The organism is Proteus vulgaris (assembly GCF_011045815.1).
GTDB classification, from domain to species: Bacteria; Pseudomonadota; Gammaproteobacteria; order Enterobacterales; family Enterobacteriaceae; genus Proteus; species Proteus vulgaris_B.
This window is the reverse complement of record NZ_CP047344.1, coordinates 2,561,061-2,576,183: the sequence shown is the minus strand read 5'-3', so window position 1 is coordinate 2,576,183 and position 15,123 is coordinate 2,561,061. Positions and strand designations below refer to the sequence as shown.

The following is a 15,123-nucleotide window of genomic DNA, read 5'->3' as shown; positions in this document are numbered from 1 at the left end:
TTATAATGAATTTAAGGTGGCCAACACGCTTATTCGTCACCACGTTTACAGAGAGTAATAATAGGAATCGGACTCCTTTTTTCTTTTCTTAATTTTATAATTTAAGGGATAAGACTACTTTTCATATATGTATTTTAAAATGTTATATATGAAAAACAGTTCAATTCTATTTTTTACGTTAATCTTTTCAGTGATATGTCTCTTGTGTGAATATACTGTGCTATTGCTAATACGTAGCTTTTTAGCTATTTGGTGATTAGGCAATTCGTTCATCCAGTAATTAATAATTTTTTGCTCTTGTGTGCTGAAAATAGAACACATAGAGTGTTTATATGTTGGGAAAAACACTTGGCATCGTGATGTGAATAAAGACGTTTTTTCAAGCACCCAAGGAAGTACTCTTTTGGGAAGGATAAAACAGTTATTTGTCAATGCGATAGGTCTTTCTTTATCAGGATAGTTTGCATCAATATAGAGATAAAGTCGGCAATTTCTTGTTGAAATGAAAAAGAGTTGCAAATGTTGGCAGTGTGCTATTTCTCGGCAATATCGGGTAAGATCAATAAATATAATATCAGGCATAGAATGATTAATATAATTATTAGCTTCTTGTATAGATGATGTATCAATAATTTCATGTCTTATATTTCTTTTGGAAAAAAATGTTTTATACCGTTACGAGTAAAGAAACATTCATCAATAATTAATACTCTCACAAATAACTTCCTTGTTTGTTGCTATTCTATTAATTTATTAAAATAAAGATAAGTTCATTTTATGTCAATTCGGCTTATATGTTATTTTTTTTAAGATATATCGAATAAAATAATTATTATTACTCTTGAATTAAATGATGATTTATTTATTAATGTTGTTAGTTATTTTTCATAATATGAAATTTATGAATAGATAATATATAAGAAATTATTATGCGGAATGATAAAAATGAGAACAGGAGTACATTGTACTCCTGCTTTGCGTTCGCTATCTTTTTGTCGATCTTTTTATTAATGCTTGGTGTTGTCTGAAACAGAATCTTCAGATGATTCAATTTTATCAATACCTGCTTGAAGAATATGAATCAACTGTTTAGCTATATCTGTTGTGAGCCAAAGTGTCTTATCTACAACTGCATTTTCTGGATGATGTTCGTTTTCAGGAAGATAATGTAAACGCAACATCATGGCATCGTAGATGTCAACGGTACTGATATCCCAGCCTACAACAGGATGTGTCTGTATAACTTCATTTTTTCTACTCATAATACCTCCTAATCATACAGCCGGTTTTGACTAAGAGAGAAGCTCCCACGCAATGTGGTTACTTTTCAGTATACGAGATTTATCATGATTAAAAAGATAAATTTTTGTTGTAACAAAAAAATGTGTGCTGGCTCTGATAAAAGAGTAATGCACCATTAACAGCCGAACAAATGTTATATGGTGCATTTTAGAAGAATATCAAGGGGTGAGATTAATCGACAGTAATATCCCAGTGAACATTTTCATTCGCTAAGAATGGGATAAGTGCTTCATTACCACAAAGAATTTGAGCAGGTGCTTCAATGGTTTTTTCTGTTAGCGTAATGGTGCCTTCATTTACAGGTAACCCATAAAAACGTGGACCATTGAGTGAACAGAATGCTTCAAAGTGCGCTAATGCATCAAGTTCTTTAAACACGGTTGCATAGGCGGCTAATGCAGTAGGGGCGTTAAATACACCCGCACAGCCACAAGAGGACTCTTTTCGATGTTGCAAATGTGGTGCAGAGTCTGTTCCTAAGAAAAAGCGAGAATTTCCAGATGCTACTGCTTGTCTTAATGCTTCTTGGTGAACATTACGTTTAAGAATTGGTAGACAATAGAGATGAGGCTTAACACCGCCAACCAACATATGATTACGGTTAAACATCAAATGTTGCGGAGTAATGGTGGCGCCGAGAAATTCATTTCCTTCTAGCACATACTGAGCCGCTTCTTTGGTTGTGATATGTTCAAAAACTATTTTTAGCTCAGGAAATTGTTTGCGTACAGGGGACATGACGTTATCAATGAAACGTGCTTCTCTATCAAAAATATCAATATGTGAAGCAGTAACTTCGCCGTGGATCAACAATGGCATACCGATTTTTTCCATCACACTTAAGATTGGATAAATCTTTGTAATATCAGATACACCATGGCTTGAGTTTGTTGTTGCATTTGCTGGGTAAAGCTTACAAGCAGTGAAAACACCTTGTAAAAAACCTTGTTCAACTTCTGAAGGCAGTGTGCTATCTGTTAAATAGCAAGTCATTAAAGGTTCGAAGTTATCACCAGCAGGAATAGCTGCTTTAATTCGATCACGATAAGCGCGAGCTGCTTCAATAGTTGTAACTGGTGGAACGAGGTTTGGCATGACAATAGCTCTGCCAAAATAATGACTGGTATAAGGAACAACGGTTTTTAGCATGTCATCATCACGAAAGTGAACATGCCAATCATCAGGACGGCGAATAGTGAGGGTGATAGGTTGTGCAGTGGTCATATACCGGCTCCGTGTGTCTTAGGAAAATCGAAAGATCAAGGATTGGATTGGACTAAGTAGTCAAGCCGGAAACGAATGCTAATACGAAAACGATTAAATAGCTACCATTTAATCGTATTTTTTATTATGTATTATAGAATATTGTAAGGGAAAACAGAGAATAAAATCAAAAGGTTACGAGGGTGACACAAATAGAAATGGCTCCTCCAACTGGACTCGAACCAGTGACATACGGATTAACAGTCCGCCGTTCTACCAACTGAACTATGGAGGAATAACACTAAGTGGCGTGTATCATATAGCGGTAGTTTTGATATGTCAAAGGACAATCCTCGATATTTGTTTAAGTGCGTAGATAAGCAACATTTTGTACGTTTCTAAAACGGATGCTCTGATAAAGAGGTGTGATTTTTTGCAATAACGAATAAAAATAAGGAGATGAAGTGTTTAACAGTAAAAAATGGAGATCTTAAAAAAATACATTAACGGAAAAGAGAGGGAATTGGATCATGCGGATGATAGAAAGCAAAAAGCCCGCACTATAATAGCACGGGCTTTTCTAAATTTGGCTCCTCCAACTGGACTTGAACCAGTGACATACGGATTAACAGTCCGCCGTTCTACCGACTGAACTATGGAGGAAGCGTGTTCTCTTGAGAACGAGAAGGATAATAGCGAGGGTGATGAGCTTTGTAAAGTAAAAAAAGTGAAATAATAGTTTAAGTGGTTAAAAAATAACTAATTTATAGGCTTTAAATCAAATAAAGCTACTTTAAGATAAAAATAATTCAATAAATCACACTAGGTAAAATGGAAAACATGAAAACGAGTGTTTTTATTAGTAATTAAGTTATAGAAAGCTATTGATAAAACTTAGAGAAAAAGAGACCAGCAAAACCAAAGAAGAAAATAAAAGGCTAAAAAGCAAAAAGCCCACACTGTGATAGTGTGGGCTTTTCTAAATTTGGCTCCTCCAACTGGACTCGAACCAGTGACATACGGATTAACAGTCCGCCGTTCTACCGACTGAACTATGGAGGAAGCGTGTTCTCGTGAGAACGAGGCGAATAATAGCTATCCTTTGTCACCTTGTAAAGTAAAAAAATGAAAAAAAATACCGTTTGCTCAAGACTGCATCAAGTTGTTTCTTTTTTGATAAAAATGTATAAAAAATAAATGGTTATCAGTAGATGCTATGTATAATAAGATATTTCTATTATGCGATGTAATTCTAAAGTCGATAAGAAGCAAAAAGAGGTCTTTTCAAAAGAAAGTTTTTCATACTGTTTAAGAATACAATGTAAGGAATGTTGAGGTTAAAGAGAAGATCCAGAGATAATGAACATCACCGATTTATCAACGCCAATTTTAATTGAGTTCGAGGAATTTAAAAAAACACTCCTTTCCCATACGAAAGATAAGGAAGGAGGTTGGGATACGGCTGTTTCTGGATTAGCGTTGTGTCATTATACAGCAACGACAGAATCAGAAGGGTGGATGTATGAGCCAAGTTTGGCTATTGCTGCTCAAGGTGCAAAACAAATAACAATAGGCTTAGAAACAAATTGTTATCGCCCTATGAATATGCTTTTGACATCATCTGATATACCTACTTTTGCTAAAGTTTGTGAAGCCTCTAAAGAGGCGCCATTTTTAGCTATTTTACTCAAATTAGACCTCTCTTTATTGCCTGAATTGTTAGCTGAAAATCGATTTGAATTATTGCAAGAAAGCAATCAACACAGAGCTCAACAAGTTGTTCCCGTCACAGCACCAATATTACAAGCAGTCACTAGGCTTATTAAACTGATTGATACACCAGAGGATGTACCTTTCATTGCTCCTTTGATCCAAAAAGAGATCCTTTATTACTTATTACGATCAAATGGTGGGGCTAGGCAGCAGTTATTAGCATCGCAACACCCTCAATGCCGTCAAATTAATCATGCGCTTGATTGGGTTAAGTTGCGTTATCGAGACACTATTCGCATTGAAGATTTGACCACATTAGTAGGAATGAGTACCTCTTCATTTCATTTCCACTTTAAAAACCGAACGGGTATGACACCATTACAATATCAAAAATGGCTACGCCTCAATGAAGCCCGACGCATTATGTTAATTGAAATGGCAGACGTCTCTGAAGCCGCATTTAGAGTGGGATATGAAAGCCCATCACAATTTAGTCGTGAATATCATCGATTATTTGGTCTAGCTCCTTTAAAAGATATCCAACGATTAAAAGAATCTGACACTGAAAGAGTATCTTTGGATTATTAGGCAAGAATAATGGAGAAATGAGTTAAAGCAATAATGAATGATTGCGTTACAGTCATGCTATTAGATATTGGTATATAAAGGAGTTTGAAGTGGCTAACGTATTTATTATTAATGCATCAAAAGAATTTGATGGTTCTGAAGGAAAACTCAACGATCATTTAACGCAAGTTGCGACGACATTGCTATCTTCACATCAGATAAATGTGCAATCAACACGTATTGATGATGGCTACGATAATGATGAAGAAGTTGATAAATATTTATGGGCTGACGTTATTATTTATCAAATGCCAGCATGGTGGATGGAAGGTCCTTGGATCTTAAAAAAATATATTGATGATGTATTTAGTGCCGGTGACGGTAAACTATTTATTGATGATGGTCGCACACGAAAAGATCCTTCAAAGAAATACGGTTCGGGAGGGTTGCTACAAGGTAAAAAATACTTACTTTCTGTGACTTGGAATGCGCCATTTGAATCTTTTGAAGAACAAGAGCAATTCTTTGAAGGAAAAGGTATTGATGCTGTGTATTTTCCATTCCACAAAGCAAATCAGTTTTTAGGCATGGAAGGATTGAAAACCTTCGGAATGTTTGATGTGGTAAAACAACCACAAATTGAAAAAGATATTCAGGCGTATAAAAAGCACTTAGAACAAGAAATTATTGGTTTGTATCATTAAACTTAGCCAAGCGTATTTATTGGCTATTTCTTATTTACAAGAGGTTTAAACAGCCACATGCGGTAGAAATGAAAAAGATAAATTAAAGATGAGGAAAAGTGGCTGGTTTTAATAGAAAACATTGATGGAATAGCTAATAGCAAAAAGCCCGCACTATGACAGCGCGGGCTCTTTTAAATTTGGCTCCTCCAACTGGACTCGAACCAGTGACATACGGATTAACAGTCCGCCGTTCTACCGACTGAACTATGGAGGAAGCGTGTTCTTCTTGAGAACGAGGCGCATAATAACGATGATATATCAGGGTGTCAACGCTAAAAGTGGATTAAATATCTGTTTGGTTGGTTTATCGACAAAGTGGTTAAATAATAGAAGTTATTCTCCGTGTCTTTACGGTTAACACGGAGAATGGATCAAGATTGGGGTGATAATTGTGATGCTGAAATAGATTGCTGGACAGGGTCGAATGCCATCAAATAGACATCATAAAAATGAATTTCTTGTTTTTTACTAATAATCTCTCGAATGTCTTCTTTTATTTGTGGCGAAATTGCGGGATGTTGCTGAATTTCATTTACTGCTTCATCAGACAGTTTCTCAAAGGTATACCATTCACCGTTATAGCAAACTCTTAAATCAAGTACGCCAATATCTTCAAATTTATAGATAGGCTTAATGTCAAATAGCAATACTCCGGCCATCACTAGGAACATCAAAGTAAAAAGCACCAGTGAAATAATGCCAAAATAAGGAGAGTAGATAAGTAATGCGGCAAGTAATATATAAGAGAGAACCATGCTGATACATAACCAGATATGGTTTTTCAAAAATTGACTATTAAAGTGTGGTTTTCCGTCTCTTTTTTCAGCTTTATTGATCCGGTTTAAATCACGCTCTAAGATTTCTTTTAATACATTCATTGTAAACACCTTAAGAGATGAATGTTGCAAACTTGTTTCTTGTTGCTAGATTATCACGGAGACAAGATAAGCAGGTAGAACAGTTTTTTTAAATTCTGAGGTTAACTGTTATTATAATGCCATTAAGATTATTCTTAGTTGTTGTTAATAATAGAGATAAAATATCAAATAAATTTTATACACAGTGATAAAAATAGAGGAAGAATTGTATTTTTAATGTGCAATTCGCATTTTTTTAATCTTTAGACGCATAAAACTATTGCTATTAAACTTGTCTCATGCGTTAATGAGTAAGGCCTCAATACAGACCTGATTTATGATTGACATTCTAAGTTAATGAGTTTTAAACAGCATCGCTTTTTGACCGTTTTCTTCATGTGTGCCCATAAGTTATAGGTAGTTCAGGCCAGTAGATGCCGAGAAGGCAACGTTTTATTGATATATAGGAAAGTCACATGTCTGACAAAATGAAAGGTCAAGTTAAGTGGTTCAACGAGTCTAAAGGCTTTGGTTTTATTACTCCAGCAGACGGAAGCAAAGACGTATTCGTTCACTTTTCTGCCATTCAAGGTAACGGTTTCAAAACTCTGGCTGAAGGTCAGAACGTAGAATTCACAATTGAAAACGGTGCAAAAGGTCCAGCAGCTGCTAACGTAACAGCTCTGTAATTTAAAGCCTTTTAAAAATTTTCTTCAAGCCTGTCACCTTATGGTGGCAGGCTTTTTCTTTATGGGTAAAATAAACAAAAAGAGAATGATAATATTTATCAGGAGAGAAAATGCAGATTAATGATAAGGTTGTTGTGAAAACAGATGGTGTTGACGATCGTGAAGGGATCATCCTACTTATTGAAGAATTTAACGAAGGTATTATGTATTTAGTATCACTCCCTGAATATCCAAAAGGAATTTGGTTTTTTAATGAAAAAGAGGGTGGTGAAGGGACATTTGTTAAGCCAATACAAGAAAAGTGATTTGTGTTTAGGTTCGGTTCATTTACAATTTTAAATCAGCTACTTATACTTTTGCTAAATTTTAGTGAGGAGAAGTCACCTTGGATACGCAAAGTTATAGGTTAACGGTAACTCAGTTAACTCAAAATAGATTTATTCAAATCAATAGGTAGGCTGTTTTCTTCATTAAAACTGCTTACCACTTTTGGTGGGCAGTGCATTGTAATATTCCTTTCTAATATATTTCTGTGTTTGCACTTACCCAAAAAATTTCCTTTATATTACTAATAAACAAGGTAAAGGCATGTGCTACATTTTTTTCTCTCTATTTCCTCCACCTAGGTTGATACATTAATTCTAATACTCTGAACATTTAGAGATAATTTTTCATACTTATTTTTTAATCATCATGTAGAGGAAATAAACATGACGATGACACCTTATATTTTAAATTTGGTGATTGCCATGTGTCTTGGTGCTTTGATTGGGGCTGAGCGTCAATGGCGACAAAGAATGGCTGGTTTAAGAACGAATGCACTCGTTGCCACCGGAGCGGCTGTTTTTATCTTAAGTTCAATCGAGACTTCACCAGATAGTCCAGGCCGAATAGCGGCTCAAGTAGTTTCGGGAATAGGCTTTCTGGGCGCAGGTGTAATTATGCGTGAAGGAATGAATATTCGAGGATTAAACACAGCGGCAACACTTTGGTGTTCTGCGGGGATAGGTGTGTTATGCGGTTTAGGTTTGTATCAATTGGCGACTATAGCAACACTTCTTATACTTTGTGCCAATATTTTATTACGGGAAGCTGCTCAACGTATTAATGCTCAACCACAACACCAAGCAATAGATATTGAGCAACGTTACTCAATTCGAATTATTTGTCATGAAGAAGATGAAGTTTTGGTTAGAACCCTTATTTTACAAGCAATAAATGGTTTACATGTTCGATTACAATCTTTGAGTAGTGCAGATACATTGATGCCTAGCCAACTAGAAGTTTGTGCAGAGTTGCTGGCAACTCCAGTTGAACAAAAAGAGATAGAAGCCATTGTTTGTCGTGTTAGCTTAGAAAAAAGTGTAAGTGCGATTAATTGGAAAATTGCAGCTGAACACCCGGCTTAACTAACAATAGTTTGAGTAAATGTATCTCTTATGATGACTCTCTATATTCTATATAGGGAGTTTTTTGTTCCCCTAATATAGGGAAGATATTAAATATTAAAAAATAATTTAAAGAGAATATAAATGTTATAGAAAGTTATAAGCATATAACCATATTGCTTGTAAGCAAATAGACGTAATGGTTAATTTTAAAACTAAGCACCTTATTGAAGATAGTGAGATCTGTATCATGTATTAAGTATTATTACTGACATATAGAAATAAAGTATTTTATTGATGTAATTATTATCAATGTAACTATTGCTCTATGGGATGAAAAATAGAACTTTTTTATTCATAAATGGTTAATTAAAAATACACAGGAAGGTAAAGAAATTATTTTCGTTTTATTTTAAACACTCATTTTTATGTAATTTGATTAATATGTAATTATTTATATTGTGGTTAACCCGTATATTGTGAATTTTAAGCGAAAATGACTGAATAGAGTTTAAGCGTATTTGATATGGTTTCTCTTTATTATTAATTATTGATTTCAGATTAGTTTGATTTATCACTGCTTATTTTATTTTGAATAAACGATGAACATCAAAATCAAGTAAGCGTTTGCCACTAGTTATTTACTTATTAAATGAGGTACTTAGGTGTATTGTAGGACAAAAAGTCGTTATTAAGGGGCTTAGTGCAGTATAGAATTTCGGATCGAAAAGCGTGTTTTCTATTGATTATACTAGGAATTTTTTTAATACCTAAATAATACTCTCAAATTATTTCAATGTATTTGGCGAAATATATATCAATGTTTTTTATCAGGTTTGATTTAAGTTTCAATTTTTGAGTAATATTTTTAATTTAACCAAATTAGTGTTAAGAAAAAGTAGGCTAAGAGGTGTTAAATGGCTAGTTTTACCCGCTACAGCAAAGCTGATGAATGGCCGAGTAATGTTGTTTATAATTGCTCATCAGTGATGTACAAATTTTTTTGAAAGAATATAATTTTTTTTGTAAAAAGCATGTAGAAAAAATGATACCAATAAGTAATCTTATAATGAGAATAGAAAAGGTATACCAAGCATTTCTTAGTGTAAAATAATAATTTCATGAGTTTATTATTTATAACTTTGTCAAGGATGTAAATCTTACTTATTACAGAAAGAGAATTATCTTAGAGTGAAATAGCTATGCCATTGTCATTTATTCCGAAAATAAATATAAAGGATTATTAGATATTGACCTTTTTTGATTTACTTAAAAAGATAAAAACAAGTTCGAACTACCATTAATTAAAAAAGTATGTCATCAAAAAAAAAGTTGATAAACATTTCACGATAGCTATCTCAAAAAGATAGGCTCATTTCAATAGAACTGAAAGCAATACACAAAGTATTTGTATTCACGGCATGAATAATCTCAATTATTTTCGATTTGAAAAATAAAGTTACAATATTTTACTGATTTTTCTTTTCACGAAAAACAGAACACTTTTGTGGCGTAAATGATGGAACCTTGTTATTGCTTTTTAAGCTTGATCTAATAAATGAGATATAGATCTAGATTACTTAGATATATCAATATTTTTATTACCTTTTTATGAAGAGGAAATGCCTTTTTAAACCTAAAATTACTCAAAAAAGGGTAATAATAAGGGCTAAATTAGTGATAAGTGGAGCTGAATATTTAGATATGTATTTTAGTTATCTAAATAAAAATATAACGATATTTAAATGTCAGCCTGCGTCTAACTCTGTCAACATCAACTTTTGTTAAGCAATGGTGTTACTTAATATCAGCACTTTTGGCTCTGTAATGCATTAAGACTTGTGCTAGCTAGGTTGAAATGAAGGTTCTGAACACAGAAGGGAAGGGAAAGTGAAACAATACTCATCATTTTTAGGAGCAAAACAAATTACGATAAAAGTTAGTTTCAGCGATAAAAAGTAACATTTGATATTTTATCGTTTGTATTGATGATAATGGAGTAATCAATAAGATGTTATTTTGATCGTATTTATTTTGTTTTGTTTACATTGAAAAGGTATGGCTATACAAGTGTTAAGCATGGCGTGGTGTGTTTGTCTGCACAGACGTTTTCAACATTTAGCTGTAATCTCAAATAAAAGAAACAAAATTTATATTCGATTTTGTCCCTTTATGGATTAATTACTTTATATTAGGGAACTCCAAATCTTTTTTTTATAAAACTGAAATTAATATTTCAAATTTAGTCTGTTTTTTTATAATAAAAAGAGGGGATTTTATAATATAAAAGGATTGAAATGACCTTAATATTTTATTTTTTCTTCATTAAATATAATGTCTATAATTTATTTCTATTTATTTTACCAATATACGTAACCACACATTTCAAATGTTTTTTTAAATTATCATTTTACACACTAATTAAATAGGGCTTATTTTTATAAATTAACTTTCTTTTTTTTACATTTTTCTTAAGCCAAATATTGTATTATATATATATACTATTTTATTGGTTTGGTTGGTTTGAAATTGTTTTTTATTAAATTCATTTTTTATTTTTTTTCTATTTTTAATATTAAAAACCTCACTAATATAAATATTCCCTGTTTATAAAATAGACTGCAAATCATAAATAAAACTTACTTATGTGAGGATATTATTTAACTGTGATTAATTTACAGTCAATAAAACTCTTATTAAGAGTTCTGTAATTTAAGTGTTAAAAGCTTATCTTTAAATATAAGTATATTTATACTATTACGTATGAAACTTTAATGATGTGGAAATAAATATTCAATGATTTTAGGGTGATGGTGCATAACTAAGAATTTAATTTTATATGACTTATCCTTCTGAATCATAAAAGCATGAATGTATCACTATGATTTAAAAGAAAAAAATAATTGGTTAAATTAAGATAAAAAAAAGAATAACTAGAAATAATTATGGCAGCTTGTTTTTTAAACAAATTGTAAATAAAAAGTGATCATTTCTGAGGGTTTAAGTAAATGATGAAAAAAATAATATCTGTAGAAATATTTATTAAACCGGAAGAGCTTGTTTAGATAAAGATGAGGAGTAGATATTGCAATATATGTTACTGTGATCAAAAAAATCTTCAATTGTGGATTTGTCAAATTTTTATGCTGTATTTTTAGGTTTATAAGTTTAATAGATCGTATAAAATAAAAAATTATCATTAATATTTTAATTTGGGTAGATAAGCTTATTAATTTACACAGAGTTTTATTACTTTTATCACTTGAATAGTTAATGAACTAATTCCATAATAATGATTATCTTTTTGTGATGTGACTCACATAGTATTTAAATTGGACTACTTTATCCGTTGAATAACTTAATCGTTAAGGAGTAAAGTTGTCGCGTTAGGATTATTCTTAACGAGCTATATTGGCGAGCATTTAAAGTTTACTTTTAATTTAAATGTTTTTTTCGCTACTTTTGAAAATGACCGTAACTAAGTAATACAAGGTAGTGTTACTACGAGTCATGTTCATAAAATGGGGCCTGGAAATTTAATATTACATTTATATTAATTTCCTTGGGATCTTTCATTAGGGAGATCCTCTTTGTTCAATATAATCGGACGGGATGTAAAGAGATGAGTACGGTTGAATTGCTTAAGCATATTTATGACATAAATTTATCGTATTTGCTTTTGGCGCAAAGGTTAATTAACCAAGAAAAGGCTTCAGCAATGTTTAGGCTTGGTATTAGTGATTCCATGGCTGATGCTCTTGCAGAGCTTACATTGCCTCAATTGGTTAAGTTGGCTGAAACAAACCAACTAATCTGTAATTTCCGGTTTGAAGACAGCGAAACAATAGAACAACTCACCAAAGAATCTAGAGTGGATGATTTACAACAGATCCATACTGGAATTCTTCTTTCTTCAAACTTGTTTCGTCAGTTAGCGGAACAAGATACTTCTGCAACAAAGAAACGGGCATAACAATGAGTGAGAAAAGTATCGTCCGAGAAGCGAAAGACATTCGCTTAGCAATGGAATTAATCACCTTGGGTGCCCGCTTACAAATGCTTGAAAGTGAAACTCAATTAAGTCGGGGGCGTTTAATTAAATTATACAAAGAATTAAGAGGGAGCCCCCCTCCAAAAGGAATGTTACCTTTTTCAACGGATTGGTTTATGACATGGGAACAAAATATCCATTCCTCAATGTTCTACAATGCTTACCGTTTTTTATTGAAAAATGGGGGATGTGTAGGTGTTGAGGCAGTTGTTAAAGCTTATCGTTTATACTTAGAACAATGTCCACCTGTTAAAGATCAAGAACCTATTTTAGCACTAACAAGAGCATGGACATTAGTACGCTTTGTTGAAAGTGGTATGTTACAACTTTCAGTTTGTACCAAATGTAATGGTTCATTTATTACACACGCACACCAACCTGCTAGCAATTATGTTTGTAGTCTTTGCCAGCCTCCTTCTCGCGCAATAAAAAAACGTAAACTTTCCGCCAATCCTGCCGATATTAACTTACAACTGTTGGATGGTCTTGAACAGTTTGCAATGTGATTCGAGATTGAAAGTTAAATATCAGGTTATAGAGCTTAGTTATCTATAACCTGAGCCGTTTCCTCTCCCACTCCTATCTCTTGCTGCTATGTTCGCCATTCTCTCTATAACGAAATTAGCTAAAGGGATATCGCGTGTTAGTACTCTTAGGATATATCGTGGTTATGAGCGCCGTCATCGGGGGATATCTTCTCGTCGGTGGTAGTTTAGGCGCCTTATACCAGCCAGCCGAATTTATAATTATTTTTGGTGCCGGTATCGGTGCTTTTATTGTAGGTAATAATGGTAGGGCAATTGTATCGACAATGAAGATCCTACCGAAATTACTTCGCAGTACCAATTACAATAAAGCGATGTACATGGATTTAATGGCACTCATGTTTCGTTTGTTGTCAAAAGCGCGTCAAAACGGCATGTTGGCATTAGAGAGAGATATCGAAAACCCACAGCAAAGTGATATTTTTTCCCAATATCCTCGCATTATGAAAGATGTCTATATGCTCAGTTTTATTACGGATTATATGCGTCTCATGGTGACAGGAAATATGAATCCTTATGAAATTGAATCTCTGATGGATGAAGAGATTGCAACTTTTGAGGAAGAGAGTGAAGTTCCTGCAACGGGATTATCTGCTATGGGTGATTCACTACCTGCATTTGGTATTGTTGCTGCTGTGATGGGTGTCGTTAATGCGTTAGGCGCAGCTGATAGACCTGCTGGTGAAATGGGCGTTCTCATTGGTCATGCAATGGTCGGAACTTTCTTAGGTATTTTATTAGCATATGGTTTTATTTCACCATTAGCTTCTCGGCTCAGACAGCGCTCTAGTCAACAAATGAAAATGATGGAGTGTATCAAAACAACACTGTTATCTAGCATGAATGGATATGCGCCACAGATAGCGGTTGAGTTTGGACGTAAAACCCTCTTTCTGGCAGACAGACCTTCTTTTATTGAATTGGAAGAACATGTACGTCAGGTACGGACACCGATGCAGGCAAATCCTGATGCAATGAAAGAAGAGTAATTATGAAGAGTAATTCACAAATCATTCGAGTTAAAAAACGAGGGAGAAAACAACATAACGCCCATGGTGGAGCATGGAAGATAGCATATGCTGACTTTATGACCGCAATGATGGCTTTCTTCTTGGTGATGTGGTTACTTTCAATCTCTAGCCCTCAAGAATTAACTCGTGTCGCAGAATATTTTCGTACTCCTCTAAAAGTGGCGATTGAACAAGGGCGCTTTAGTGGTGATGCAACAAATCCTATTCCTGGTGGCGGTCGTGATCCTGTCTACAATGAAGGAGATGTTTTGCCTAAAGGTCAGGAAGATAAACAGCTTAATGAAAAACAACAATTTCGTCGTTTAAAAGACAACTTAGAGCAAGTGATCTTAAATGATCCTCGGTTAAAAGATCTCAAACCTCATTTATTAATTGACATGATGGACGAAGGTTTGCGCATTCAGATTATTGATAAAGAAAGTCGCCCAATGTTTAGGGTCGGTAGCGCGACTGTTGAACCTTATATGAAAGATATTTTAACGGCGATTGCGCCTATTTTAAATGATACGCCATATAAAATCAGCTTATCAGGTCATACCGATGATATTCCTTATGCAAGTGGTGCTTTCAAATACAGTAACTGGGAGTTATCAACAGATCGTGCTAATGCCTCACGTCGCGAATTAATTGGTGCCGGATTAAGTGAATGGAAAGTCCTACGTGTTGTCGGGATGGCGTCAACAGTTCATTTAGTCAAAGAGGATGGTTTTGCACCTGCTAACCGGCGGATCAGTATTCTGGTCTTAACGAAGCAAGCAGAACAAAAAATTGTACATGAAAACGAGCGGGTTGCACCGACAGTAAAAGAGGCTTCAGAAGTTGAACCTCTACTTTCAGGGCAAGAGACCCCACAAGAAAAAGCAGCAAATACACAGACGGGTTCGTCTGTGTCTTCTGCATCTGAGCTTCCCGAATCAAAAAAGGAAAATGTTGAAACAGGAGTTTCTGGGGAAAGTTTGCCATCACAATCGACAAATATTACTACAAAACAGGGAACAGCCCCCTAATTTGTTGGTAATCGCGTAAAGGTG

The 15,123-nt window shown here is 34.0% G+C and carries 13 protein-coding genes and 4 tRNA genes; 9 read left to right on the top strand and 8 right to left on the bottom strand.

Features of this window, described 5'->3' with window-relative positions:
* Nucleotides 1-114: 114 nt before the first annotated feature.
* The 6 genes from GTH24_RS22205 to GTH24_RS12245 all read right to left on the bottom strand — a co-directional run bounded on the left by GTH24_RS22205 (nt 115) and on the right by GTH24_RS12245 (nt 3,567).
* On the bottom strand, nt 115-273 hold the full coding sequence (locus GTH24_RS22205; protein ID WP_232799207.1) for a response regulator transcription factor: 159 nt from the start codon (nt 271-273) through the stop codon (nt 115-117).
* 734 nt (nt 274-1,007) lie between these two features.
* The gene (gene bssS, locus GTH24_RS12265; protein ID WP_064720401.1) at nt 1,008-1,262 is read right to left on the bottom strand and encodes a biofilm formation regulator BssS; all 255 of its coding nucleotides are present in this window, start codon (nt 1,260-1,262) and stop codon (nt 1,008-1,010) included.
* 211 nt (nt 1,263-1,473) lie between these two features.
* Nucleotides 1,474-2,526: a dihydroorotase gene (gene pyrC, locus GTH24_RS12260; protein WP_072068544.1), complete on the bottom strand. Its 1,053-nt coding sequence runs from the start codon at nt 2,524-2,526 to the stop codon at nt 1,474-1,476.
* 198 nt (nt 2,527-2,724) lie between these two features.
* A tRNA-Asn gene (locus GTH24_RS12255) sits at nt 2,725-2,800 on the bottom strand.
* Nucleotides 2,801-3,092: 292 nt separating this feature from the next.
* Nucleotides 3,093-3,168 (bottom strand) — tRNA-Asn (locus GTH24_RS12250).
* Between the two features lie 323 nt (nt 3,169-3,491).
* Nucleotides 3,492-3,567 (bottom strand) — tRNA-Asn (locus GTH24_RS12245).
* Between the two features lie 297 nt (nt 3,568-3,864).
* Here GTH24_RS12245 and GTH24_RS12240 point away from each other — a divergent pair.
* Nucleotides 3,865-4,806, top strand: coding sequence for an AraC family transcriptional regulator (locus tag GTH24_RS12240; protein WP_115349991.1), 942 nt, complete (start codon nt 3,865-3,867; stop codon nt 4,804-4,806).
* A gap of 89 nt (nt 4,807-4,895) precedes the next feature.
* The gene (locus GTH24_RS12235) at nt 4,896-5,489 is read left to right on the top strand and encodes an NAD(P)H-dependent oxidoreductase (protein WP_072068543.1); all 594 of its coding nucleotides are present in this window, start codon (nt 4,896-4,898) and stop codon (nt 5,487-5,489) included.
* Between the two features lie 180 nt (nt 5,490-5,669).
* Here the strand turns inward: GTH24_RS12235 and GTH24_RS12230 are convergent.
* Together GTH24_RS12230 and GTH24_RS12225 are read right to left on the bottom strand one after the other, a co-directional pair.
* Nucleotides 5,670-5,745: transfer RNA gene (locus GTH24_RS12230), tRNA-Asn, on the bottom strand.
* A gap of 157 nt (nt 5,746-5,902) precedes the next feature.
* On the bottom strand, nt 5,903-6,409 hold the full coding sequence (locus tag GTH24_RS12225; RefSeq protein WP_164526463.1) for a YlaC family protein: 507 nt from the start codon (nt 6,407-6,409) through the stop codon (nt 5,903-5,905).
* Between the two features lie 455 nt (nt 6,410-6,864).
* Between GTH24_RS12225 and cspE the strand changes: the two genes are divergently transcribed.
* The 7 genes from cspE (at nt 6,865) to motB (ending at nt 15,099) form a co-directional block, all read left to right on the top strand.
* Nucleotides 6,865-7,077: a transcription antiterminator/RNA stability regulator CspE gene (gene cspE / locus GTH24_RS12220; RefSeq protein ID WP_004243573.1), complete on the top strand. Its 213-nt coding sequence runs from the start codon at nt 6,865-6,867 to the stop codon at nt 7,075-7,077.
* 110 nt (nt 7,078-7,187) lie between these two features.
* On the top strand, nt 7,188-7,382 hold the full coding sequence (dsrB, locus tag GTH24_RS12215) for a protein DsrB (RefSeq protein WP_072068541.1): 195 nt from the start codon (nt 7,188-7,190) through the stop codon (nt 7,380-7,382).
* 405 nt (nt 7,383-7,787) lie between these two features.
* Nucleotides 7,788-8,486, top strand: a complete 699-nt coding sequence (locus GTH24_RS12210) for an MgtC family protein (RefSeq protein WP_072068540.1) — start codon at nt 7,788-7,790, stop codon at nt 8,484-8,486.
* Nucleotides 8,487-12,087: 3,601 nt separating this feature from the next.
* The gene (gene flhD, locus GTH24_RS12205; RefSeq protein WP_036935704.1) at nt 12,088-12,438 is read left to right on the top strand and encodes a flagellar transcriptional regulator FlhD; all 351 of its coding nucleotides are present in this window, start codon (nt 12,088-12,090) and stop codon (nt 12,436-12,438) included.
* A gap of 2 nt (nt 12,439-12,440) precedes the next feature.
* Nucleotides 12,441-13,022 carry a flagellar transcriptional regulator FlhC gene (gene flhC, locus GTH24_RS12200; protein WP_006533207.1) on the top strand — a complete coding sequence of 194 codons (582 nt, stop codon included), beginning with the start codon at nt 12,441-12,443 and terminating at the stop codon, nt 13,020-13,022.
* Between the two features lie 134 nt (nt 13,023-13,156).
* Nucleotides 13,157-14,050: a flagellar motor stator protein MotA gene (motA, locus tag GTH24_RS12195; RefSeq protein ID WP_036935706.1), complete on the top strand. Its 894-nt coding sequence runs from the start codon at nt 13,157-13,159 to the stop codon at nt 14,048-14,050.
* 2 nt (nt 14,051-14,052) lie between these two features.
* Nucleotides 14,053-15,099 carry a flagellar motor protein MotB gene (gene motB, locus GTH24_RS12190; protein WP_072068539.1) on the top strand — a complete coding sequence of 349 codons (1,047 nt, stop codon included), beginning with the start codon at nt 14,053-14,055 and terminating at the stop codon, nt 15,097-15,099.
* Nucleotides 15,100-15,123: the final 24 nt, after the last annotated feature.